This is a genomic window from Frankia sp. AgB32 (assembly GCF_023243045.1).
Lineage (GTDB): Bacteria > Actinomycetota > Actinomycetes > Frankiales > Frankiaceae > Frankia.
This window is the reverse complement of the sequence record NZ_JALKFX010000033.1, coordinates 23,128-47,147: the sequence shown is the minus strand read 5'-3', so window position 1 is coordinate 47,147 and position 24,020 is coordinate 23,128. Positions and strand designations below refer to the sequence as shown.

17 protein-coding genes are annotated in these 24,020 nt (G+C 70.8%); 3 read left to right on the top strand and 14 right to left on the bottom strand.

Annotated elements, in window-relative coordinates:
- Window position 1: 1 nt before the first annotated feature.
- The 13 genes from MXD60_RS12685 to MXD60_RS12625 form a co-directional block, all read right to left on the bottom strand.
- Window positions 2-970 (bottom strand): aromatase/cyclase, encoded by a 969-nt coding sequence (locus tag MXD60_RS12685; RefSeq protein ID WP_248819242.1) that lies wholly within the window; start codon window positions 968-970, stop codon window positions 2-4.
- Between the two features lie 50 nt (window positions 971-1,020).
- A complete protein-coding gene (locus MXD60_RS12680; protein WP_248819241.1) occupies window positions 1,021-1,803 on the bottom strand; it encodes an SDR family NAD(P)-dependent oxidoreductase in 783 nt (260 codons plus the stop codon).
- A gap of 43 nt (window positions 1,804-1,846) precedes the next feature.
- On the bottom strand, window positions 1,847-2,110 hold the full coding sequence (locus MXD60_RS12675; protein ID WP_248819240.1) for an acyl carrier protein: 264 nt from the start codon (window positions 2,108-2,110) through the stop codon (window positions 1,847-1,849).
- Between the two features lie 11 nt (window positions 2,111-2,121).
- Window positions 2,122-3,378 (bottom strand): ketosynthase chain-length factor, encoded by a 1,257-nt coding sequence (locus tag MXD60_RS12670; protein WP_283098257.1) that lies wholly within the window; start codon window positions 3,376-3,378, stop codon window positions 2,122-2,124.
- The gene (locus MXD60_RS12665; RefSeq protein ID WP_248819238.1) at window positions 3,375-4,652 is read right to left on the bottom strand and encodes a beta-ketoacyl-[acyl-carrier-protein] synthase family protein; all 1,278 of its coding nucleotides are present in this window, start codon (window positions 4,650-4,652) and stop codon (window positions 3,375-3,377) included. Before MXD60_RS12665 ends, MXD60_RS12670 begins: the two co-directional genes overlap by 4 nt.
- Complete coding sequence (locus MXD60_RS12660) at window positions 4,649-4,975, bottom strand: TcmI family type II polyketide cyclase (RefSeq protein ID WP_248819237.1); 327 nt, start codon at window positions 4,973-4,975, stop codon at window positions 4,649-4,651. Before MXD60_RS12660 ends, MXD60_RS12665 begins: the two co-directional genes overlap by 4 nt.
- A 41-nt stretch (window positions 4,976-5,016) precedes the next feature.
- Window positions 5,017-6,516, bottom strand: coding sequence for an FAD-dependent monooxygenase (locus MXD60_RS12655; RefSeq protein WP_368861225.1), 1,500 nt, complete (start codon window positions 6,514-6,516; stop codon window positions 5,017-5,019).
- Window positions 6,517-6,555: 39 nt separating this feature from the next.
- Complete coding sequence (locus MXD60_RS12650; protein ID WP_248819235.1) at window positions 6,556-7,788, bottom strand: acyl-CoA dehydrogenase family protein; 1,233 nt, start codon at window positions 7,786-7,788, stop codon at window positions 6,556-6,558.
- The gene (locus tag MXD60_RS12645; RefSeq protein WP_248819234.1) at window positions 7,785-8,210 is read right to left on the bottom strand and encodes a MarR family winged helix-turn-helix transcriptional regulator; all 426 of its coding nucleotides are present in this window, start codon (window positions 8,208-8,210) and stop codon (window positions 7,785-7,787) included. The genes MXD60_RS12650 and MXD60_RS12645 overlap by 4 nt, the downstream gene beginning before the upstream one ends.
- 38 nt (window positions 8,211-8,248) lie before the next feature.
- Complete coding sequence (locus tag MXD60_RS12640) at window positions 8,249-8,749, bottom strand: nuclear transport factor 2 family protein (protein ID WP_248819233.1); 501 nt, start codon at window positions 8,747-8,749, stop codon at window positions 8,249-8,251.
- Window positions 8,750-9,055: 306 nt separating this feature from the next.
- The gene (locus MXD60_RS12635; protein ID WP_248819232.1) at window positions 9,056-10,192 is read right to left on the bottom strand and encodes a helix-turn-helix domain-containing protein; all 1,137 of its coding nucleotides are present in this window, start codon (window positions 10,190-10,192) and stop codon (window positions 9,056-9,058) included.
- An 863-nt stretch (window positions 10,193-11,055) separates the two neighbouring features.
- Window positions 11,056-11,694 carry a DUF4232 domain-containing protein gene (locus tag MXD60_RS12630; RefSeq protein WP_248819231.1) on the bottom strand — a complete coding sequence of 213 codons (639 nt, stop codon included), beginning with the start codon at window positions 11,692-11,694 and terminating at the stop codon, window positions 11,056-11,058.
- Between the two features lie 689 nt (window positions 11,695-12,383).
- Window positions 12,384-13,610, bottom strand: a complete 1,227-nt coding sequence (locus MXD60_RS12625; RefSeq protein WP_248819230.1) for a chymotrypsin family serine protease — start codon at window positions 13,608-13,610, stop codon at window positions 12,384-12,386.
- A gap of 414 nt (window positions 13,611-14,024) precedes the next feature.
- Here MXD60_RS12625 and MXD60_RS12620 point away from each other — a divergent pair, with 414 nt between their 5' ends.
- A complete protein-coding gene (locus tag MXD60_RS12620) occupies window positions 14,025-14,501 on the top strand; it encodes a hypothetical protein (protein WP_248819229.1) in 477 nt (158 codons plus the stop codon).
- A 768-nt stretch (window positions 14,502-15,269) separates the two neighbouring features.
- Here MXD60_RS12620 and MXD60_RS12615 read toward each other — a convergent pair.
- Window positions 15,270-15,446, bottom strand: a complete 177-nt coding sequence (locus tag MXD60_RS12615) for a hypothetical protein (protein ID WP_248819228.1) — start codon at window positions 15,444-15,446, stop codon at window positions 15,270-15,272.
- 179 nt (window positions 15,447-15,625) lie between these two features.
- Here MXD60_RS12615 and pglW point away from each other — a divergent pair, with 179 nt between their 5' ends.
- A complete protein-coding gene (gene pglW, locus MXD60_RS12610; protein WP_248819227.1) occupies window positions 15,626-20,356 on the top strand; it encodes a BREX system serine/threonine kinase PglW in 4,731 nt (1,576 codons plus the stop codon).
- 60 nt (window positions 20,357-20,416) lie between these two features.
- Entirely contained in the window at window positions 20,417-24,010 is a 3,594-nt protein-coding gene (gene pglX, locus MXD60_RS12605; protein WP_248819226.1) for a BREX-2 system adenine-specific DNA-methyltransferase PglX, read from the top strand.
- Window positions 24,011-24,020 lie beyond the last annotated feature (10 nt).

The window sequence follows — 24,020 nt, the reverse complement described above, 5'->3', positions numbered from 1 at the left end:
CTCAGCGGCGCCCTTCCGCGTGGCGCCGGGCGTGCTCCAGGGTGGTGCGGCTGTTCGTGCCGAGCGCGTCGCGGATGAACGTCCGGGCCTCGGCGACACCCGCCTGCGGGCCGAGGACCGCCGCGATGTTCTCCGGCTTGATGATCACGGTGTGCTGGGAGACGGCGGTGGTGAAACCGGCCGGGTTCTCCTCGAACTCCCAGTAGCCGGTGTGCAGATCCATCAGCGCCGGCAGCGTGGTCTGCTTGTAGACGATCCGCCGGTGCGGGAAGCACACCCGCACCGACTCGGTGACGTGCGACGACCCGTCCCGGGTCAGCGTCTCCATCCGCAGCACCTGCAGACCCGGCGTGGTCTCGGTGAGCTGCACGGACGAGACGTGCGGCAGCCGCTGCTCCCACTGGTCGGCCTCGTTGACGAAGTCGTAGGCGTCCTTGGCCGAGCCCTCGATGCGCACCCAGTCGGTGAACGACAGGGTCAGGTCGGCGGTGCCGGTGGCGAGTTCGACGGCGGCCTTCAGGCCGGGCAGTTCGGCCCGGCTGTTCTCGTCCACGGCGCGCTCGATCCACGCCAGGCCCTCGGGCGTGTCGTCGACCGCGCGGAAGGTGTGCAGCAGCCGCAGTCTGGTCCGGTGTGGACTCTGCGGCTCGATCAGCCAGGTCCCGCGCATCTGGGCCACCGGCGGCGCGGACACCTCCTGCCAGAAGGTGATCTTCAGGCCTTCGCGGTCGAGCACCCGCCGTGAGCTCCAGTTCTTCGGCTCGCCGTTCGCGGTCGCCCAGATGCGGATCCGCTCGGTGTCGCCGTCGCTCTCGACGCGGTCGACGTAGACCGACGGCGGGAACAGCCGCGGCCAGTTCTCCACGTCGGCCAGCAGCCGGTAGACCTCGGCCGCCGGCGCCTCGATGGTGATCTCGTGCTCGGCCTCGCGTTCGTTCGCCTTGTCCCGCACCGCGGTGTCCTTCGCCATCGCCCTGTCCCTTCTTCGCCGGCACCGCCCAGGTCACCGGCCCGCGATCGTCAGAAGTTGCCCAGCCCGCCGCAGACGTTCAGTGCCTGCGCGGTGATCGAACCGGCCAGGTCGGAGGCCAGGTAGCCGACCAGGCCGGCGACCTCCTGCGGGGTCGAGTAGCGGCCGAGCGGGATCTTCGCGTGGAAGCGCGCGAGGACCGCGTCCTCGTCGGTGTCCCACGCCTGCGCGTAGCCCTGGCGGACCCGCGCGGCCATCGGGGTCTCCACATAGCCGGGGCAGACCGCGTTGACGGTGATGCCGGTCGGTCCGAGCTCGTTGCCCAGCGCCTTGGTGAACCCGACGACACCGTGCTTGGACGCCGAGTACGGCGCGCCGAGCACCACGCCCTGCTTGCCCGCGGTGGAGGCGATGTTGATGATCCGCCCGCGGGGCCGCGCACGCATGCCGCCCGCGCCCAACACCTCCCGGGTCACCAGGAACACGCTGTGCAGATTGGTGGCGATGACGTCGAACCACAGTTCGTCCGGGATCTCGGCGGTCACCCCGCCGCCGCTGCGTCCCGCGTTGTTGACCAGTACGTCGATCGGGCCGAACCGGTCCACGGCGGACCGGACCAGCGTCCTGATGTCGTCCCGGGACCGCACGTCGGCGGTGCTGCCAGCCACGTCGAGCCCGTCGTCGCGCAGCTCCTTCACGGTGCTGGCGACCGCCTGCTCGTCGCGGGCGCAGAGGAACACCCGGTGGCCCTGCTCGGCCAGCAGCCGCACCGACGCCAGCCCGATTCCGCTGGTGCCGCCGGTGACCAGCGCGACCTTCGCATCCTGCGTCATCTGTCTCTCCTTGTCCCGGCCGGGATCGGGCCGCGGCCGCGGGTCAGCCGGCCTGGGGGGCCGCGACGAGCTGGGTGTTGACGAGCTCGACGAGCGCGCGCGGGGTGGCGGCGCCGGCCACCGCCTCGTCGTCCAGCACGACACCGAACTCGCGTTCGATGCGGCTGGTGGTCTCCAGCAGCGCCAGCGACTCGTAGCCGAGGGACTCGAACTCGAGGTCGAGGATGTCGCCGTCGAGGTCATCCGTTTCGCCGGAGCCCTCGCGCAGGATCCGCCGCAGGTCGTCGAGGGTGAACACCGTGGGCATGGCTCTTCCTTTCATTCAGTTCCGGTCACTCGGTTCCGGGTGGCTCGGTCGGTTCCGGGGTCGAACGGCCGCACGACGACGGCGGAGTTGAAGCCGCCGACGCCTCTGGCCAGCACGAGCGCCGCGCGCAGCGGGACGGCCCGCGTCCGGGTGACGAGATCGAGTGCGTAGTCGGCCGCCGGCGAACTGCCGATCGTCGGCGGGATCACCCCGTCGCGCAGCGCCAGCAGTGCCGCGGCGACGTCCAGGGGCCCGGCGCCGGAGTACAGCCGGCCCGTCGCGGTCTTCGGCGCGGTCACCGGGACCCCGCCGGCGCCGAACACCTGGTTGATCGCGTCCGCCTCGGCCCGGTCGAGGTCGGGCAGGCCGGCGGCGTCGGCGAACACGACGTCGATCTCCGGCGGGGCGAGGCCGGCGTCGTCGAGCGCGAGCTCGATCGCCCGCCGCAGCCCCGGCGGGCGGTCCACGCCCGGGGCCGGGTCCATGGTGGACGCGTGGCCCGCGATCTCGCCGTAGATGCGCGGCGCCGAGCGCTCCACCGCGTGCCGCTCGTCCTCGATGACGAGCAGCGCGCCGCCCTCCCCCGGCACGTGGCCGCGGGCCCGGGCATCGAAGGGCAGGTAGGCGCCGGCCGGGTCGTCCGCGGTACTGAGCCGGCCGCCGGCGAGCTGCGCCACCCAGCCCCACGGGCACAGCGACGCGTCCACCGCGCCGGAGATGACCAGCCGCGTGCCGCGGCGGATCTCCCGGCGGGCCTGCGCGAGCGCGTCCAGGCCGCCGGCGGTGTCGCTCACCACCACGCTGCACGGCCCGCGCAGACCGTTGCGAATCGAGATCTGGCCGCTGTTGACCGCGTAGAACCAGGCGAACGACTGGTAGGCGCTGACGTACTGGCCGCCCCGGTTCCACAGTGCCCGCAGCTCGTTCTGACCGAACTCGAACCCGCCCGAGTGGCTCGCGGTGATGACACTGCCGTCGTACTCCGCGAGCTCCTCCGGGCGCACCCCCGCGTCGGCGAGGGCCCAGTCCGCGCTCACCAGCGCGATGCGGGTCATCCGGTCGGTCTGCGGCAGCAGCCGGCTCGGCAGGTGCTCCGCCGCGTCGAAGCCCTCGATCTCCCCGGCCAGCCCGGCGGGATAGCTCGACGGATCGAACCGGGTGAGGCGACGGATGCCGCGGTGGCCCGCGATCGTGGCGGCCCAGTACCGCTCGACGCCGAGTCCGGTCGGGGCGGCGACGCCGAGCCCGGTGACGACCGCTCTGCTCATGCTCGCCACCGGAAGGGATCGGTGAGCACCATGGCGCTCTGGAACCCGCCGAACCCGCTGCCCACCGACAACACCACGTCGACGCGGTGGTCACGGGCCGTCAACGGAACATAGTCGAGATCGCACTCGGGGTCGGCGGTGTGCAGGTTCGCCGTCGGCGGCACCACGTCGTTGGTCAGGGCCAGCACCGACGCCGCGATCTCGATCGAGCCGATGGCGCCGAGCGAATGGCCGACCATCGACTTGATCGAGCTCACCGGGGTGCGGTAGGCGTGCTCGCCCAGGCTGCGCTTGAACGCCGCGGTCTCGTGGCGGTCGTTCTGCTTGGTGCCGGAGCCGTGGGCGTTGATGTAGTCGACGTCGGTGCCGGCCACCCGGGCCTCGTCGAGCGCGACCCGGATGGCCTCGGCCATCTCCCGGCCGTCGGGCCGCAGCCCGGTCATGTGGAAGGCGTTCGAACGGCTCGCGTGGCCCGCCACCTCGGCGTAGATGCGGGCGCCCCGGCGCTGGGCACTGGTGAGCTCCTCCAGGACGAACACGGCGGCGCCCTCGCCGAGGACGAACCCGTTGCGGCTGGCGTCGAAGGGGCGCGAGGCGTGCTGCGGGTCGTCGTTGCGGGGGGTCGTCGCCTTGATGGCGTCGAAGCAGGCGACGGTGATGGGCGAGATGGGGGCGTCGGTGGCGCCGGCGACCATCACCTCGGCGGCGCCCTCGCGCAGCACCTGCGCCGCGTGCCCGACCGCGTCGAGCCCCGAGGTGCAGCCGGTCGACACCACGGTGCACGGGCCTTCCGCGCCGACCGCCCAGGCCACCTCGGTCGCGAACGAGCTCGGCACCAGGTAGCCGTACAGGTGCGGGACGGCGTAGGTGTGGTCGACCAGGTCGAGCCGGCCCCCGTCGCTGACCGTGCGGTACTCCTGGTCCAGGCCCATCGTCGCGCCGACGGCGGTGCCGATCGTGACGCCGGTGCGCTCCGCGGCGAGCGCGGCGAACTCCAGGCCGCTGTCGGCGACGGCCTCCCGGGCCGCGACGACCGCGAACTGCGCCGCGCGGTCCATCCGACGCACCTGCTGCGGGCTCAGGCCGGCGAGCTCGGGGTCGAAGTCCACCTCCGCGGCGACCTGGGAGCGGAACGGGCTCGGGTCGAACAGGGAGATGCGGCGGGTGGCGGTGCGCCCGTCGGCGAGAAGCTGCCAGAAGTTCTTCACGCCGACCCCGCCGGGGGCGAGCACCCCGACCCCGGTGATGACGACCCGGCGCCGCGCCGGGCTCACCGGGCGCTCCAGGAGTAGAACCGGGTCGCGAGGGCGTCCGCCGGTGACCGCCAGGTGCTCGGGTCGTAGGCCTCGATGTGGGCCTTGAGGTCGTTGCTGATCTTGATGAACGCCGGGTCGGTCTTCGCCTGTTCGATCCGCTCGCCGCCGTCGTCCGCGTCGAAGTCCTGGAGATGGAAGTAGAGCCCGCCGTACTCGAAGAGCTGACGCCGACGGGTGCCCATCCGGTGCGGCGTCTGCCCACCGTCGAACTCCTCGAACAGCCCGGCCACGCTGTCGGTCGAACCGGGCGCGATCCTGGCCACGATCAGTGTGCTGTGCATGGCTTCCCTTCGTCTCGTCCGTGTCTCGGTCCCGGGTGGTCTCAGTCCAGGGGCGCAGGGCGCCCGGTGCCGCGACCAGGTCCGAACCAGCGGCGCAGCGCCGTCGGAAGGTCCTGGTAGCTGCCGGGAGCCGCCCAGGCGACGTAGCCGTCCGGGCGCAGGAGCACCGCTGTCGTGCCGTCGAGGCGACGGGTGTCCGCCGCCGCGCGCACCTCGGCGGTGACCACGGCGACCTGCTCGCGCCAACCCTCGGCCCGGGCCCGCAGCCGCGCGTTGTCCGCCAGGTCGAGCAGGACTCCGCGGCCGCCGCGCAGCAGCTCGAAGACCGTCGTGTCGCGCCCGGCGCGGGTCAGCGCGAGCTGCGGGATCCGCGCGCCGAGCAGCGGGCTGTCGCCGGCGGCCGGGTAGCGGACGTCCAGCCCGCTCGCCCGCGCCGCGAGGTCACGCGCCACCTCCGGATGGTCGGCGAGCTCCGTGAGGACCTCACGCAGCGGCGCGACCTCCTCCCCGCCGAGGATGAGCAGGCCCTGCGCCCGGGTGTTGGCGAGCAGCCGACGGCCGACCTCGTGCCGCTCGTCGTGGTAGGTGTCCAGCAGCGCCTCCGGCGCCGTCGCGCGCACCACCGCGGCGAGTTTCCAGCCGAGGTTGAGCGCGTCCTGGATGCCGGTGTTCATGCCCTGGCCGCCGGCGGGCAGGTGCACGTGCGCGGCGTCGCCCGCGAGCAGCACCCGGCCGCGGCGGTACTCGGTGACCAGGCGGGCGGCGTCGCCGAACGCGCTGACCCACACGGGTTCGGCCTGCGCGACGTCGATGCCGGTGAGCCGCTTCCACAGGTCGGCGACCTCGGCGAACGCCGGCGGGCCGGTGCGCCGGCGCGGCGGCACCCCGCGTTCGCCGACGATGATGCGGTGCACTCCGCCGGGCAGCTTCGCCGTCATGACCATGCCGCCCGGCACCTGCTGCGCGCTCATCCGGGGCGGCAGGTCCACCCCGCGCAGGTCGGCGAGGAACAGCTCGGTCGTGGCCGGGGTGCCGGGGAAGTCGAACCCGGCGGCGTTGCGCACGACGCTGCGCCCGCCATCGCAGCCCACGAGGTAGCGCGCGGTGACGGTCGTGCCCTCGGCGGTGGTGACGGTGACGTGATCGTCGCCCTGCTCGACGCCGGTGACGGTCCGTCCGCGCAGGATCCGCACGCCCAGCTCGCTGGCCCGCGCCGCCAGCACCGCCTCGGTGGTCGACTGGGGCACGGTGCGCGCGGCCTCGTGCGTCGCGCCCAGCACGCCAAGATCCAGCGGGATGCCCCCGAAGTGACCGGCCGTGCTCGTGGCCAGCTCGCCGAACCGGGGCAGCAGCCCACGCTGATCGAAGATCTCCATGGTGCGCAGGGTGAAACCGATGCCCCGGGACTCACCGGTCGGTTCCGGCAGCCGTTCCAGCAGCACCACCTCGGCACCGCCCAGCCGCAGCTCCGCTGCCAGCATCAGGCCCGTCGGACCGGCGCCCACGACGACGACGGAAGTGTCCATGCGTGACTCCTGGATCTCGTCTGGCCGCGGTGGGCCCGCGGAACTCGCGGGGGGTCAGAGGTAGACGGAGTTCGGCTTGAGGCCGCACAGCGACCGGCCGTAGAGCTCGATGTTCGTGCTCGGCGTGATCATCGCGTGCAGGGCGGCGGCGGTGGTGTCCCGGTGGATCCGCGAGATCGGGACGTGGCGGTGGACCGAGGAGCCGCCGCTGGCGTCGGCGAGGATCCGCACCGCCTCCCTGACCTGGCGGGCGACCCAGCCGATCTGGACCCGGGCGGAGACCCGCTCGGCCGTGGTCCACGCCTCGGCCCGGGCCACCTTGTCGGTGATCGACTCGGCGAACCGCCGCGCCCGGTGCTCGGCGTCCTCGATCAGCAGCGCCGCCTCGCCGACCTGGAGGTGGGTGACGGCGGCGTCGCGCTGGCTGGCGTGGTCGGTGTAGGTCAGGGGGCGCCCGGGCAGCCGCTCCAGGAAGGCGGCCAGTGCCGCCCGGCCGGCGCCGACGAGCTGGCCGATCTGGATCGCGTTCGTGGTCACCAGGATCGGTACCGCGTAGGCCGGCTTGCTCGCGTTGACCGTCGACCTGATCCGGTTCTGGTAGAAGTCGGCTCCGGTGATCACCCGGTGGCTGGGGACGAACACCTCCTGCGCCACCGTGGTGACGCTGCCCGAGCCTTCCAGCCCGCTGGTGTACCAGTCGTCCACGATCTGCAGATCGCCGACCGGCACCAGCGCGAAGACCGGCAGGGCCGCGGCGGGGTCGTCGCCGTCCCCGCCCCCGTCCCCGCCTGTGGGCATCGCGACGCAGATCTTCCACTGCGCGTGCAGGATGCCGCTGTTGAAGGTCCACCGGCCGCTGAGCAGGTAGCCGCCCTCGGTCGTCCGGGCGGTTCCGGTGGCCGCGGTGGTCCCGGTCACCCGTACGTCAGGACGGGTGAACACCTCGTCGAGCGCCTGGTCGGGCCACAACCCCGCCATCCACGTCAACGCGCTGTACACCGACAGGCAGAACGCGGCCGAGCCGTTGCCCGTCGCGATCTCCGCGAGCACGTCGACGAACGTCCGCACGTCCGACTCGTAGCCGCCGTACTGCACCGGCACGGCCATGCGCAGCAGGCCGGACTCCTCCAGGGCACGCACGACGTCGTCGGGAAGGCGGCGGTTGTCGTCGATCCACGGGCCGCGCGAGCGCAGCAGCGGGACGAGCTTCGCGGCTCTTTCGACGAGTTCCGCCCGGTCGGGAATGGTCTCGGGCACGGTCGGCTCCCCTTCCGCCAGCGTCGTCATGCGTCGTCGAGGTTGTCGGAGATCCGCGCGAGGACCGCGTTGGCGAGGGCGAACTCCTCCTCGTCGATCCCCCGCAGCGAGTGCGCGGCGTGTGCTTCGACCAGCACGTCGGCCCGGTCGTGCGCGGCGCTGCCGGCCGGGGTCAGCGTGGTCCGGCCGGCTTCGGTCGTGGCCCAGCCGCGGCCGGTCAGCTCGTCGACGATCGGCTGGTACGTCGCCACCCCGTCCACCCGCAGGAACGGGGCGAACGCCGCGTCCAGCGCGGCGACGGAGTCGACGCCGATGGCCAGCGCGTGCAGGATCTGCCACTGCCGCCGGGTCAGCCGCTCGTCGCGCAGCGCCGTCGCGGTCCCCTCCTCGAAGCGTTCGTGCAGGTGGAGAAACCAGTAGCCGATGCGCTTGGTGGTGTTCTGCTGGAGCATGTCGTGATCTCCTCCTCGTCCGCCGGGCGGTCGGTGCCTCAGCGCTCCCAGCCGCGCTGGTACGGAATGACCCAGAACAGCTCGAGCCGGATGTGGGAGAACAGCCAGCGGCCGTGCTCGCGGGCGTAGGCGTCGGTGAACTTGCCGGCGACGAAGGAGCTCTCGCTGTCGAAGACGACCTTCTCCTCGAAGAAGGACACCCCGGTCGCCGTCTCCGCCTGCACCTCGACGTCGTGCGCGTGCACGAACTGCTTCACCATGACGTGTGCGGCGGGACTGTTCTCCTCGATCATCGCCGGCAACCCGGAGAAGTACCGCTGGATCTCCTCGCGGCCAGCCGCCTGGCCCAGGTGGGCATAGTCGAGGCGGGCGTTCTCGCTGAACAGCTCGCCCACCTCGTCCCACCGGTTTTCGTTGATGCGACGGGGCAGCGCGTGTCGTAGCGCGGTAATCTCCCGCACGGTCGAAAGCAGCTCGACTCGCGCGGTCAGCTCCTTAATCTGCGCGACGAGGTCGTTCCCCTGCTCCTGAACGGTCAACGCTGCACCCTTCCCGCCGACACCGCACGCCTGTTAACGGCTGCCGACCTGCCAAGTGAACTAGCTGGGGAGATTCCCGGAATGATCGTGGCCACCGCTTCGGGAAGCCGTCTGAAACAACTCTCGCATGACGCCGGCCACACATCAAGATCACGATATGAAACCTGTGGTCCATCCGTAGGAAACGGCTGGCGGCCATGGTATTCCGTGTTCGATCATCCAGGAGAGCGCTGGCGGAAATAACGACGGCCCGCCCCTCCGAGGAGAGCCGGGCCGTGCGCGGCGCAGCTGCGCCGCCTGGCATTTTCAGTCGACTGTGCCCAGCGCGGCGCGAAGCTCCCGACGTCCGCTGATGCCGAGCTTGCGGTACACGTTGGAGAGGTGGAACTCCACTGTGCGCACAGTCAGGAAGAGTTCGGCCGCGATTAGTCGGTTGGTGTTTCCCGCGCAGGCCAGGCGGGCGATCCGACGCTCCTGCCTGGTCAGCCGCACCGGTGCGGCCGCGCCGTCGAGCTGGCGCCGGGCTCCCTCCAGCCGGTGCACCCACAGCGGGTTGCGGCAGTCCCGGGCGAGCGCGAGCGCGGTGTCGAGGGAGTTCCGGGCGGCCGCCCGCTGGCCCCGCGCGGCCTGCACGCGGCTCAGCTCATGCAGCACCCGGACCTGCTCGGCGGACGCCTGCGCGAGGGCGAGCAGCTCGGCCGACTCCTCCAGCAGCACGGCCGGGTCGCAGCCGCGCTGGGCGAGCGCGAGCACATGCAGCGCCCGGCCCACCGCCCGCGGCGCACCCCACACCCGCGCCGCGGCCAGCTCGTTCTCGGCCAGCGCCACGGCGAGGTCGACGCGGCCGAGCGCGAGCGCCGCCGGCACGGCCCGCGAACGCCACGGTATGACGGCGGGATTCTGCACGTTCAGCGAGGTCAGCAGCTTTCCGCAGGCACGGTAGTCGTCGATGCCCTGGCGGTAGCGCCCCGCGGCCAGGTGCAGCGCGCCCCGCGCGGCCAGCAGGTGCGGGCAGTCCAGCCCTTCGCCGTCGGCCGCGCCGGCCTGGTCGTAACTGGCGAGAACCTGGTGCGCCCGATCGAGCGCGCCGAGCTCGATCTGTGCCTCGACCAGCCAGGCGGCGGCCAGGAGCAGCAACGGCCGCGGCGGCACCTGGCGCAGCAGGGTCTCCAGCAGCAGCCGAGCCCGGCTCGCGTTGCCGGACAGCAGCACCGCATGCGCCCGCGCCAGCATGATGATCTGATGGTGGCGGCGTGGATCCTGCCCTCGGGCGGATCTCGCGGCGGAATCGAGGTGGTAGTCGATGGACGCCGGACTGTCCGCGTAGGTCAACGCGAGCAGGCCGAGCCAGACGCATTCCGGGTCGCGCCGGAAGTCATCCTTTCTCAGCAGTGCGTCGGCGCGATGAATGACGTCGGACCGACCGTTCCCCTGGAAGACCATGGTGATTATGCCGAGCGCGTCCCGCGGCCCCGCCGACCGGGACCACTGCGCCGCGCTCGGGCCCGGTTTAAGTCCCGGCAGGTATCCGGGCAATCGGCCTGGTTCAGCAGCAGCCAGCGCTCTCGCGGAGTTGGGAGGATACTTGGTTCGCTGGGACGGGTCCACCGCCGCACACTGAAGGGGCCTCATTACCGGATTCACTCCCACTCACCTCCCGCGATTCAGCGCGCACCGAGCCACGAAGGTATGCACCGAGGACGGTCGGGCTGACACCATCAGCGTTGACGCAGGTTCTGGCCACGACGGCGGTCACCGCCACGGGAAGCGCCCACGCGCTACGCCTCCACCTCGGCCTTTCACCTGGAGGAAGCACGGCGACGGGCGCATCTCTCACCCCGGGAGGTGCATTTCCACTGTCCACCACACAATCTCATGACGTTGGCGGAAGGTCCAGCGACCACGGCTGGAGCCGGCCCGCCCCAATAACCTTCGGAAGATCGACGGATCGTAATGTTGACCCGCCGAGAGCACCGCGGCATCAACCTGAAATATTTGCCATACAAATGTGCAACGGTTGCGGCCGCAAGCCGCGCCGAACCGGCGCCGCGACCGCCCGGGGGGGGGGGGGGGGCGCCCCCCCCGCGCCCCCCCCCCCCCCCCCCCCCCCCCCGGGCGCGGCCCCCCCCCCCCCCCCCCCCCGCCCCTGCCCGGATATCCGTTGTCACGGATGTCCATGTGACGATTCCCGTCCGGGCGCGTGACAGACGTCTCACCGTGGACGGGCAGTGCAGCGGTGGGTCGATGAATGCCGCCCACCGGAACGGCACACCGCGTTCGGGCCTCGCGCGCTGGCGCGGTTGGGTTCAGCCGGCGGTGAGCGCCTCGATGTAGGTCCCCGGGTGGGTGGCGCCGGACTGGTCGGACACCGGGCCGCCGTCCCAGGGCAGCGACGTCGACGTGGTGGCGTCCGGCACGGTGACGACGACGCGCACCACGTCGTAGGCGCCCGTCTCGCCGGGCGGCGCCGGCATGTAGCGCATCGTGGCGCGGGCGGTGCCGCCCGGTGCCAGCACGATCCGCGTCGGGCGCACGATCGACGAGCGGACCAGGTCGAAGTAGTCGGACCCGTCCCGGGCGATCAGCTGCACACCGGGGAACCCGGTCACCGCGCAGCCGCGCCCCGCCCGGTTCGTCAGAATGATCGGCCGCTGCCGCTGGTCCCCCGTACTCACGCCCGCGGACCCGAACGCGACCCCGAGATCCGCCGCCGCGCAGCGCGGCGCCGCGCCCGTCGGGCCGCCGGCACCTGTCGACGCCGCCCCGGCGGCTGCCGTCCCGCCGGGTGCCGCGCCGGTCGGCGGCGCCCCGGAGCCCACGGCCGCGCTCCCCGCCGCCGGCGAGACCCCGCTCCCGGCGGAGCCCGCCGAACCGCCACACGCCGCCAGCAGCAGTGCCACTCCCACCCCTGACACCGTCGCGAACCGGGACCGTCGACCTCGCATGCGGACATTGTCGTCGACGGCACCGGGAGCGTCACAGCGCGGTACCACGACCGGCGCGGCGGGATGACCGCCTGCTTGCACGCAGATGCGGTGAGGTATTTTTCCTGCTCTGCGAGCCTGATCGACGGCGGGCGCAGGCCAGGTACCGATCTCGCGCTGGTGGCATCCGGACGTGTCGGGACGGCGTCCGCCCGCGAGGTGGAGGGGCCACCGCCGGTTCGACGGGCCGCGCTCAGGGGGGCTGGGATGAGTACTGCCGCGATGCTGGCGGGCGGCGCGCATGTTGGTGTTCCCACCGTGACGGTGCCGGCGGTGGTGCGTTCCGCGGCCGGCCTGCCGGTCGACGTGGGATGGCACCGCGTGGACCGAGCAGCGACGTCCGCGGGTGCCCCCCGGCTCCGGTTGCTGCGAACGCTGCGGCACACCCCAGGCTCAGCCCCACCGCTTCGGCCGGCCGGCTCCCGCGCCCGGCGCGCCGCGCCCGGCCCGCGCGGCGCAGATCCAGCAGTTCCTCGCCGGCTGCCAGACGCGCCTCGCCCAGGCGGTGGCGGCGCCAGGCGTACCGGGCGGCGCGTCCGGCGGGCCGGGGGCGTCCGTGGCGGTGGGGCACCTGCATCGCGTGGTCACGTTCGCGCACTGCTCCCGGAGAAACCGGACCGACTCGACATCCGGTCAACTGCAAGGAGCCGCTAACCACCGAGAACAGTCACGCCCAGTTGAGCGGTCCAGATATTCATCGGGGTAAACACCCACAGGCTCTTGTTTCCGTTGTACGCACCCGTAACGAGGCCACGGGCATAGATGTCGGGGCCACTGTCCGCCGTGACGCCTGCATGATTGTAGACGGGACCTCCACTGTCACCTCCCACGGTCTGGAACCCCGGCGAGTAGACGGTGTCCAAATGGCAGATCGTCCGGGCGGCGTCGTCAAAATAGAGGCACTGGTCGGTCGCGTTGATTCTCCCGCCACAGTGTTCGCCAGAAAACGAGCCGTTAGCGCAGACCTTGTTGCCACCGATCTGGTTGTTGATCCAGCCCTTGACGGGGTTCGATCCGTTCTGCGTGGTCCAGATCCGGCCCGCGGCGCTCGCCGGATAGGTCGAAATGATCTGTGCGTCGGTCGGCCCATCATCGTAGTAGTTCGCGTTGATGGTCCTACCGTAGGGGTGACCGCCCTGTAGGTAGGTGCCATAACCGCAGTGTCCGGCCGTCGTGTTGAACGTGCGGTGCTGGTTGTCGAAGACGCTGAATCCCGAGGTGCAAGCGCCAACAGGACCGACGATTCGATCGCCGCCGTACCAGGGAGCCGAGTCAACGATGCGATCGGTCTGTACCCAGCTGGCGTCCTGCGTGACCTCGATGCTGGGGTCACCGCTGTTTCCGGCGACGAGGCCGTTGCTTCTGGCAGCGGGGGCGCTGTCTCCGGCAACGAGCGCGCCCATACGGCTGGTCGCCGCCGGTGTGACTGTCGCGAGGCCTACGTGAAGGCGATTATCTGAGATACTCACGCCCCAGTCGCGCAGGCTGACCCCGTTGCTGCGCAACGCGGCGCGGTTCTTGGTAATTGTGTCGCGTTTGGCTTCGAGTGACCGCAGCGAGTAGGTCGCCGAGACGGTCTTCACCGCAGTCGAGCTGGAACCCGTCAGTCTCGCGATCGCGCTCGTCGCGGCAGGCGTGCAGCCAGGGTCATCGACGACGTGAACGGTCAGTTCACCGTCGCCCGTCTGCTCGATTCCGCCATAGCAATTGGGGGCCACCCGGCGAAGGCCTTGGTCAAGGGAAGTCGACAGCCCGCCCGACGAGTCAAGAATTTCTGGGGCCGCGCGTAACGCGGGATGAGGGGGGTCACCTGGCGATCCGGCCTGCGCGACCGTACTAGTTCCCAGCACGCCCGCCAGCGCGGCAGCGATTGCCACGGCACCTGTCCTGCGGGCCTGTTTGATTCGCATACGCTCACCAGTCTGTGGTCGGCCGTTGGAGCTTGCAGCGCCAGACTCGCAGCCATCAAACGAGGACTCAAGAAGTTCACTGACAGTTAGTAGTGACCGGGCGGCAGGGCATTTCGCGATACTCGAGGCCGATCATGCCGGGACCTGCCGTTTCACGCTACGCGGCTGATCGGGCCACCCAGTAGGCAGCATCGCGGCCTGCCGTGTTTCGAACAGGTGACCTTGAGCGACATCGCGACGTAGAGTAGGGCCGACCGGCACGACGATCTAACTTTAGGCGCCTCGATCGCCACTTAGCGCAACCGAGGTGATCGGCGGCTGACTCCGCGCCCGTCGCGACCTCGACGTCGCTGTGAAATCGAGCAAGACAGGAGAAGCCACATGCCAACTGATCTTCCAGAATCAACGCCCCTGCTCGCGGACCTCGTCTCGCTGGAGTGGGTGCAAATACCCGAACGCATTGTGCTGAGAAATCCAGCCGAACTACCACTGAGACTCGTGAACCGCAGCGACCACACACTCGCTATTACCCGCGATAAACGGCCTTATCTGACGCTTCGGTCAGTCGACGGCACGCAGACTTCGACCAGTGGCGGCGGCATTCGCACCTCCGGCATCACCTTGGAACTGCGGACAGGCGAGTCCGCCGACGTGACCGTCTCGGATCATCCTGGACACGACGGCGCTGGGACTGGCCATCCCTCACGAGGCCGCTACCTGCTGGTGGCTGTTCTTCACCTGGCCGTTCAGCAAAAGGACGGCTGGAAATACGACGGAGGCGTCATCGTTACCCCGACGGTACCGGTCGAGTTGCGGGTGTTCCCAGACGATTCACCCGGTGACCAAAAAGATCGATGAACGACGGCAGCGCATCCCGGCCCAGGGCCTCGGCAAGGTTGTCGGTCAGCAAGCAAGCTTCATGATCGTCCCTAATGGGAGTTCGGGGCGGCGGGTGTGATGACGGATACCCGCGGCGATGTTGGTGACGCCGGTCAGACGCAGGACCGCGATCGTGAGGTTGTGCATGCTGGCCATGACCTGGGGGGCGTCACCGGTCCGGACCTGGCTTTGGACGCCGGTGTCACGGTCGAGCGCGGCGAGTAGGTGTCGACCGGTGACCTCGCCGGTGCGGGAGCCGCGCAGGGTCTTACCGTCGACCGCGATCCGCCGCTGCGGCCCGGTTCCCGGGCTGGTCGCGGCGACGGCCCCGCCGCCGCAACCAACTCAAAGGCGCCCGCCTCTGAGCGCCGGAGCCAGACCGGTCGCGGCCGCGAGCCCGTCGCGGGATCGCTGACCCGCCGGCCATCGCCGCGCCCGCAAGATGATCAATCTCTGGTGGACCTGGCGTATAGTGCGGCGTTTTCCTTCCCCGCGCAGCGCAAGCCGCTTGTCACTGTACGGTGATGTCGGGTTAACGTGGTGATGTGCCCACGTACGAGCCCACCGCCGCCTTCTGGGCGGACTGGCGTCGCCTGCGTCCCGAACAACACGGCGTTCATCCGGGCCCGTGGGCTGTTCCTCGCCGGCCTTGATGCCGGTCAGTTCCATCCCTCACTGCGGGTGAAGAGGTTTCAGCTTCGCCACCCGCCTCGCAGACTTTACCGCCGGGTGCGGTCTGCGCGTTGCCTACGCGATGACCTCGCGCAGGCCGTAGACCGCCACCTGCCTGCCCTGCCGGGACCACGCCGAGCGCGAGCACCTGAGCTTCGCCGAGCACGTGGAGTGCCCGGGCCGGCTGCCGGGCAGCCCGGTCGCCGCCGCGACGGTGACCAGCGCCGCCCGCTGGGCCTGCGACCTCGCCACGCGGTTCTCCAGCCAGTGACCGCCTGAGGCCTGAGGCTCGGGCCGGTCTGCTCGTATGGGCGAGCGCTACCACGGACAGCGATTGAGTCGCTTCATACGTAGTCGGCTAATGTCACCCTTTGGCGCAGAGAGGGCGCGACGCGTGGGGGTCGGCGTCGCAACGACGGCGGGGGGTCGGCGTGCGGGAGGGGGACGGCCGGTGGGTGACGGTCACGCCGTCGCAGTTTCCGCATGAGCGGGAGGCGTTGGAGCAGGTCAGGGCGCTGCTGCCGGACGCCGAGCCCTACCGGGCGTGGTCGAACTTCACGTTCACCGCGACGACCGGCCACATCCGTGAGGTCGATCTGCTGGTCATCGCCCGCGGCGGGGTCTACCTCATCGAGATCAAGAGTCTCGCCGGGCGGCTGACCGCATCGGGATCGAACTGGACCCAGCACCGCGCGTCCGGCCAGCCGCGGATCTTCGACAACCCCGTGCACCTGGCGAACCAGAAGTCCAAGGAGCTGCGCTCCCTGCTGGAGAACGCCAACCGTGCCCAGAGCAGGAGCCGGGTAAAGGTCCCGTTCATTCAACCGGCAGTCTTCCTGTCGAACCCCACCCTGCGGGTCGACCTCCCCGCCAACCAGCTGCACTGGATCTTCGGCCCGGCGTCAGCGTCGGCGTCGGGTGCCGCCGGCGCGTTCACGCTGCCGTCGATCTGGTCCGATCTCCTGGACGCGCCCGTGCAGGACGAGCGGCGCCGGGTCAGCCCCGAAATCTCGAAGGCGCTCGCGAAGCTGCTGCCCGCGGTCGGGATCGCGCGAAGCCGCCGTCACCAGCAGGTCGGCTCCTGGCAGCTGGAGTTCCCGGCGTTCGACTCGGGTCCGACCTGGCAGGACCACCACGCCGCCCATGCCCAGGTTGCCTCCGAGCGGCGTCGGGTGCGGATCTACCTCGTCGAGCGGGCGGCGGGCGAGGCGGAACGGGCGAGCCGTGAGGCGGCCGCCCGCCGCGAGTTCGAGGTGCTGCACGGGATCAACCACCCGGGCATCGTGCAGGTCGACGGCCTGGAGAGTCACGAGGCCGGCCCGGCGCTCATCTTCCGGCATCGGCCGGACGAGCTGCGCCTCGACCACTATCTCGACCGCTACGGCGACCGCCTCGACGCCGGCACCCGGCTCAACATGATCCGCCAGCTGGCGGAGGCCATCGCCTACGCGCATGGCCGGCGCCTCTATCACCGGGCGTTGGCCGCCCGCAGCGTCCTGGTGGTGCCCTCGGGCCGGCGGCGCAGCGACGAGCAGGGCTGGCTCACGCCCCGTCTGATCGTCAGTGACTGGCAGGCTGCGGCCCGCGACGCCGGCTCCGGTTCGAGCACCGGCGTCCTGACCAGCACGATTGCGAAGGGAGCAGCGGCAGGCGCCCTCGAGCCGGCAGCCCGGCTGCTCCCGCACCTGGAGCTGGCCTCCGGCGGCTACCTTGCGCCCGAGATCGGCGCGCCCAGACCGGACGCGATCCGGATCGACGTCTTCGGCCTGGGCGCCCTCGCCTACCTCGTCCTGACCGGTCAGCCGCCCGCGGACGGCCCCAACGCGCTGAAGGCCCGCCTGGAGCGGTCGGGCGGGCTGCATCCCGCCGAGGTCGTCGACGCACTCACCGAGACGGCGAACGACCTGGTCGCGGGGGCCACCCATCCGCTGCCCGAGGACCGGCACGCGAGCGTCGGCGAGTTCCTCGACTGGCTGTTGCTGGTCGAGGACGAACTCACCCGCCCCGACCCGGCCGCGGGGTCGGGCAACTCCGGGGACACCCCGGCGACGAACCCGCCGGGCCAGGACGAGCCGGAGCCCGACCCGCTGGAGGCCCAGCGCGGCGATCTGCTCGGTGGCGAGTGGCGGGTCAGGGAGCGCCTCGGCACCGGCTCGACCAGCCGGGCGTTTCTCGCGCACAACGAGAAGACCGGCCACGACGAGGTTCTCAAGATCGCCCTGTCCGACGAGCGCGCGGCGCGGCTGGCGCACGAGGCCGCGGTGCTGCGTGGCCTCGGCGACTCCCGGGTGATCCGCCTGGCCCGGCCGGACACGCTGCTGGTCGGCGGGCGCACCGTCCTCGTCCTCGACCATGCGGGCGAGCAGACCGTCGCCCGCAAACTGCGCGAGGGACGACTCTCCGTCGACGAGCTGGAGACCTACAGCGACTATCTGTTCGGCGCGGTCGACTATCTGGACGGCGAGGGCGTCGTCCACCGCGACCTCAAGCCGGACAACATCGTCATCCGCCGCCGGCCGAACCGCACGTACCAGTTGGTCCTCATCGACTTCTCGCTGGCCAACCACTCGGTGCGCGACCTCGCCGCCGGCACCCCCCGCTACCTGGACCCGTTCCTCGGCGCCGGCACCCGCACCGCCTACGACGACCACGCGGAGCGCTACGCGCTGGCGGTCACCCTGCACGAGATGGCCTCCGGTGAGCTGCCGATGTGGGGCAACGGATCGGCCCTCGACCGGTTCACCGAGGGCCCGCCGACCCTGGCGACGGAGGCGTTCGACCCCGCGGTCCGCGCCGGCCTCACCTCCTTCTTCCTGCGCGCGCTCGACCGGGACGCGGCCAGCCGCTTCCCCGCGCTGAAGGACATGCGCGATGCCTGGCAGGCCGTGTTCCGCGCGGCGGACTCGACCCCGCCGGCGATCACCGGTCATCCGGCGGCCAGCGATGGCGCGCGGGCGACGGAACACGCATCTCTCGCGCGGGTTCCTGGGCGGACGGCGATCGCGGGCGTCACCGATGAGGAGTCCGCGCGGCGGGCCCGCGACGCGGCCGCCGCGGCGGCGGCGGCCGAGACCCCGCTGGAGGCCGCGGGTCTCTCGCCGCGGGCCGTCTCCGCCGCGCACCGGCTGAACGCGACGACCGTCAGCGACCTGCTCGCCCTGGGTTCCAAGGAGATCATCAGCCTGCCCGGTACGGGCGCGAAGACCCGGCAGGAGCTGCAGTCCCGCATTCGCCAGTGGCGCCGCGTCCTCGCCGCCGCCGGCACGACGCCGCCCCCGGCGACAGCAACGGCGACGGCCGAGCCGGGCGGGACCGAGCGGCGGCCGTCGCCGGATGCCGAGGTGTCCGCGGTGGCGCCTGACTATGCCCGGCTGCCCGTCGAGGATCTCGCCGCCCGGCTGCTGCCCGCCGCCCTTCCCGGCGGCCGCAACGCCACAGAACGGGAGGCGACCCGGCTGCTGCTCGCACTTCCCGACGATGACGGGCAGCTCCCCGCCGTGCCGCTGTGGGCGCCGCAGCAGCAGGTGGCCGAGCGGGTCGGCGTCACCCCGGGCCGTATCGCGCAGGTGCTGTCGGCGCGTCGTAAGGCCTGGCATATCGACGATGCGGTCCGCGTGGTCCGCGACGAACTGGTCGAGATCCTCGGTGACGCCGGCAGGGTGATGGGTTTCGAGGACCTGGCGACCGCCGTCCTGGCCCGCCATGGCAGCCGGCGGCCACCGGCGCAGCGCCGGGCGCTGGCGGCGGCCGCCGTCCGCGCCGCCTTGGAGACCGTCGATCTGGACAGCGAGCCCGTTCTCGCGCGCCGCAAGTTCCACGACCGGACGCTGGTGGCGTTGGAAGCGACGGAGGACGACAGCCCACTCACGCCGACCGCGCCCGCCCTCTTCGGTTACGCGATCGCCCTGGGCAAAGCCGCCGACCGGCTCGCGAAGGCCGAGGAGATCCCCGCCCCGGCGACCGTGCTGCGCGAGCTCGCAGCCGTCCGCGCCGCCCCGGCCGGAGGCGGCGCGGACGAGGCCGGGCTGGCGGGCGATGCCGCGGCGGCGGTCGACGGGCTGGCCGGGTTGCCGGCGCTCGACGAGCAGCGCCTCGTGCGGCTCGCCGCCGCCGCGTCCCGCAACGCCGCCGCGAACGCCCGCCTGGAGATCTACCCGCGCGATCTGGGCCTCGTCCGGGCGCTGCGCCTGGCGCAGGCCGGGGTGCTGCCGCCGCGGCCGGCGCTGATCCCGGCGCGACCGGACGGCCTGGCCGAACGCCCCGACCGGCCGCTGCTGGAGGTGGCGGTCATCCACGAACGCGTGGCCACCCGCTTCCCCGCGCTGACGACCGAACTGCCGCCGCATCCCGCGCTCGACCGCCCGCTGACGGACGCCGGGTTCGTCCTCGAATGGGACGCGGCCCGCGACGGCTACGTGCCGCCCTACCGCCTGCTGACCTCCACCGGCCTCGGTTCGCGGGCCACGCCGACGGCCCGCCGCTCCACCGACACGGGCAGTCGCCCGGCCCGGCTGATGTTCGACAGCCCCGACCGGGCGGCCGCGTCGCTCGCCGAGCAGCGGCTCATCGCCGCCGCCGAGTCCGGCGGATTCCGTGCGCTCACCATCCGGCGCAGCCTCTACCTGCGCGCCCGCGCGGAGCTGGCCCTGCCGCACCGGTTCGCCGCCGAGCCGGTCGACATCGCCGCCGTCTTCCTCGACGCGCTGCACGCCGAGGTCGACCCCCGCCCCAGGCCGGCGTGGGCCACGATCCTGCGCGCCGACGCCGCCGAGCCGGGCAGCCGCGCCGCCGGCAACCTCGCCGAATACGTCCGCGCCGCCTGGGACCGGGCCGCTCCCCTGCTCGCCGAACTCGTCGACGCCCCCGGCCAGCCGGGCCCGCACGGGCCGGCGCCGCTGCTGCTGCACGACGCCGGCGTCCTCGGCCGCTACGACGGACGCGGCATGGGCCTGCTGTTCGCGCTCGCCGAGCGGGCCCGCGCGGGCCGGCGGGGTGTCTGGGTGCTGTGCCCGACGACCGAGCCGACCCGCCCCCCACGCCTCGACGGCGCCCTGGTCCAGGTGACGACCGAAAGCGAATGGGTCGCGTTGCCCGACTCCTGGGCGATCAACCGGCACCGCTCCGGCGGCGCCGAGCCGGGCCGGGCGGGGACAGCGTCCTGACCGCAGGAAAGCCGCTGCTGTTCGTTGGCTGACGTTCGTTGGGTGGATGGGGAGAGCTTTGTGATCGACCGGGTGGCGCTGCTGAAGGATGCCCAGCGACAGGTGAAGAACCTGGAGAAGGACCTGCGGGCCCAGGTGGACGAGGTGACCGAGGTCGGGACGCGGCTGCGCGCCGAGTACGACCGGGCGTTCAAGGTCGGCCGGACGGCGGCGACCTGGTCGGCGTGGCTCGGCGAGCGGGTCACCCAGGCGGCGGTCGCCTGGGTGCTGGGCACCGTGTTCGTCCGCTTCTGCGAGGACAACGGCCTCATCGGCGACCCGTTCCTCGCCGGCCCCACCACGGCCCGGCTCACCCTCGCCGAGGAACGCACCGAGGACTTCTACACCCGGCACCCGGAAAAGACAGCACGCGACTGGCTGCTGGCCGGCTTCGACGAGATCGCCAAGGTGCCCGTCGGCGCGGCCCTGTTCGACCGGCGCCACAACGCCCTGTTCCAGATCCCGCCCACCCACGACGCGGCGAAGAACCTCCTGGCCTTCTGGCGACGACGCACCGAGACCGGCACCCTGGTCCACGACTTCACCGACGCCACCTGGGACACCCGCTTCCTCGGCGACATGTACCAGGACCTCTCCGAGGACGTCCGCAAGAAATACGCCCTGCTCCAGACCCCGGAGTTCGTCGAGGAGTTCATCCTCGACCTGACGCTCACCCCGGCCATCGACGAGTTCGGCCACGACGTCGTCAAACTCATCGACCCCACCTGCGGCTCCGGCCACTTCCTCCTCGGCGCCTTCCGCCGCCTCCTCGCCGAATGGGAAAAACACGCCCCCGACCGCGACGTCTTCGAGCGGGTCCACTTGGCCCTGGACGCGGTGCACGGCGTGGACATCAACCCATATGCGACGGCGATCGCCAGGTTCCGCTTGACGGTCGAGGCGCTTCGAGCCGCACGGCTCAGGACTCTGGGCGCGGCAGCCGGCTACACATTCCCACTGCATGTGGCCACCGGCGACTCGCTGATCAAACACCGCCAGCTCGATCTCTTCGGTGAGGAGCGCGACGAGCTCGCCGAGTTCTCCTATACCACCGAGGACCTCGCCGAGCACCCCAGCATCCTCGAAGAGGGTCGCTATCACGCCGTCGTTGGCAACCCGCCCTACATAACTGTCAAGGACAAGAAGCTCAATCAGCTGTACCGCGAAATGTACAGCACCTGCGCAGGAAAATACGCCCTCTCGGTACCCTTTGCGCAGCGCCTGTTTGAGCTAGCTAAGGCCGCGGACGCCGAGGGAAACAGTGCCGGCCGTACCGGACAGATTACCTCGAACTCGTTCATGAAGCGCGAGTTCGGCAAGAAATTGATCGAAGAATTCTTCGCAGCGGCTGTTGAACTCACACACATCATAGACACCTCTGGCGCCTACATACCTGACCACGGCACGCCGACTGTGATTCTTGCGGGCCGGCGCAACCTGTCCAGGCGCTCCAGCACGATCCGTACCGTCCTAGGTATCAGGGGTGAACCGGCGCAACCTGAAGATCCAGCCGATGGCACCGTGTGGAGGGCTATCGTCACCCAGGTAAGCCGCCCCGACTCGGAGAGCCAATGGGTCAGCGCGAACGACTCTCAGCGCGGCCAGTGGGCGACTCATCCATGGAGCGTGGGTGGCGGAGGCAGCGGGGAACTTCGGGAATTCCTCGAGGAGAATAATCATACTCGATTGGCGACGAAATCCCATTCGATCGGCATCACTAGCTTTACCCTCGCCGACGAGATTTATCTGCTGCCCGAAATAAGTGCGCGCAGGCAGCGTCTCGCAGTCGAGTGGACCCGACCGATGGTGGTCGGAGACTCGGTGCGAGACTGGTCGTGGATACCGGCAGAAGTGACAGTATTTCCGTACGACTCAGATCTAGTCGCCATTGACGTCGCGACCGTTCCAGAGATGCTGAGGTATCTCTGGGTCGGCCGTAGCGAACTCTCTAACAATATTCTATTCGGAGGCAGGACGAAGATCGAAAGCGGCCTCCGATGGACCGAATTTGGTCGACTCACAGCATCAAAGCTTCGAGTACCATTTTCGATAGTTCTTGCTTTTGTGGCGACCCACAACAATTTCACCCTTGACAGAGGCGGAAAAGTCTTCAAGCAATCGGCGCCGGTGATTAAGTTGCCGGCGGGGGCGTCAGAGGATGAGCATCTGCGGCTGTTGGGGGTGTTGAACAGCTCGACGGCGTGCTTCTGGCTCAAGCAGGTCAGCCAGCCAAAGGGTGGGAGTGGTATCGGTCGCGGTGTGCAGGACGAGGCGTGGGAGAACCGCTATGAGTTCACCGGGACAAAGCTTGAGGAGTTCCCACTTCCGACGGAGTGTCCGTTGGAACTGGCTCAGGAGCTGGATGGGCTGGCACAGCGGCTGACGGCGGTGAGCCCGGCGTCGGTGACGGCAGACGGTGTGCCGACGCGCTCCCGGTTGGCTGTGGCCCAGGCCGAGTGGGCTTCCGCCCGGGTACGGATGATTGCGTTGCAGGAGGAGCTGGACTGGCGGGTCTATCGGCAGTATCGGCTACTTGCCGATGATCTGACGCTGCCAATGGCCGAGGTTCCGGAGATCAAGCTGGGTGAGCGGGCGTTCGAGGTGGTGCTGGCGCGGAAGATCGCGGCCGGCGAGGAGACGTCCGAGTGGTTCGTCCGCCATGGTTCCACCCCGATCACTGAACTGCCGGTGCACTGGCCCACCGAGTATCGGGTGCTGGTGGAGAAGCGGATCTCCGTCATTGAGACCGATCGGAACATCGGGCTGATCGAGCGGCCCGAACATAAGCGCCGGTGGGCGACCGAGGGCTGGGACAAGCTCCAGGACGCGGCGCTGCGGGGCTGGCTACTCGACCGGCTTGAGGCCCGCGAGCTGTGGTTCGCCGATCTCGATGGCATGGTCCAGCCGCGGCTGTGGACCACCGGCCGACTGGCCGACGAGCTGGCCGGCGACGCGGACTTCGTGGCCGTCGCCGAGATCTACCGGGCGGGCGAGAACCTGGTCAAGGTCGTCAACGACCTGGTCGAGAACGAGCATGTCCCGTTCTCGGCTGCCTTGCGTTACAAGGACTCCGGCCTGGTCAAGCGGGCCGACTGGGAGTCGGTCTGGGATCAGCAGCGCGCCGAGGATGCCGCCCCGAGTCCGGAGGCCGCGAAGGAGATTCGCGACCGCATTCCGGTGCCGCCAAAGTACGCTCCGGCCGACTTTCGCAAGGTCAGTTACTGGCGGGCTCGCGGCAAGCTGGATGTGCCCAAGGAGCGGTTCATCTCCTATCAGCCGGCTGGGCCGGACAACGATCCGACGCTGCTGATCGGCTGGGCCGGTTGGGATCACCGCGAGCAGGCCCAGGCGCTGGCGACGCTGATCGTCGAACGTCAGGACAACGACGGTTGGGGTGCCGAGCGCCTGACCCCGCTGCTCGCTGGGCTGCTGGAGGTGATGCCCTGGGTGCGGCAGTGGCATGGCGAGGTCGATCCGCTTTACGACGGCTCCCCCGCCGAGGTCTACGACGCGTTTCTCGCCGACGCGATGGGTCGCCACGGCGTGACCGCCGATGACCTCACCGGCTGGCGCCCGCCGGCGGCCAGCCGTGGCCGGAAAGCGGCGCAGAAGTGATGGGGACCGT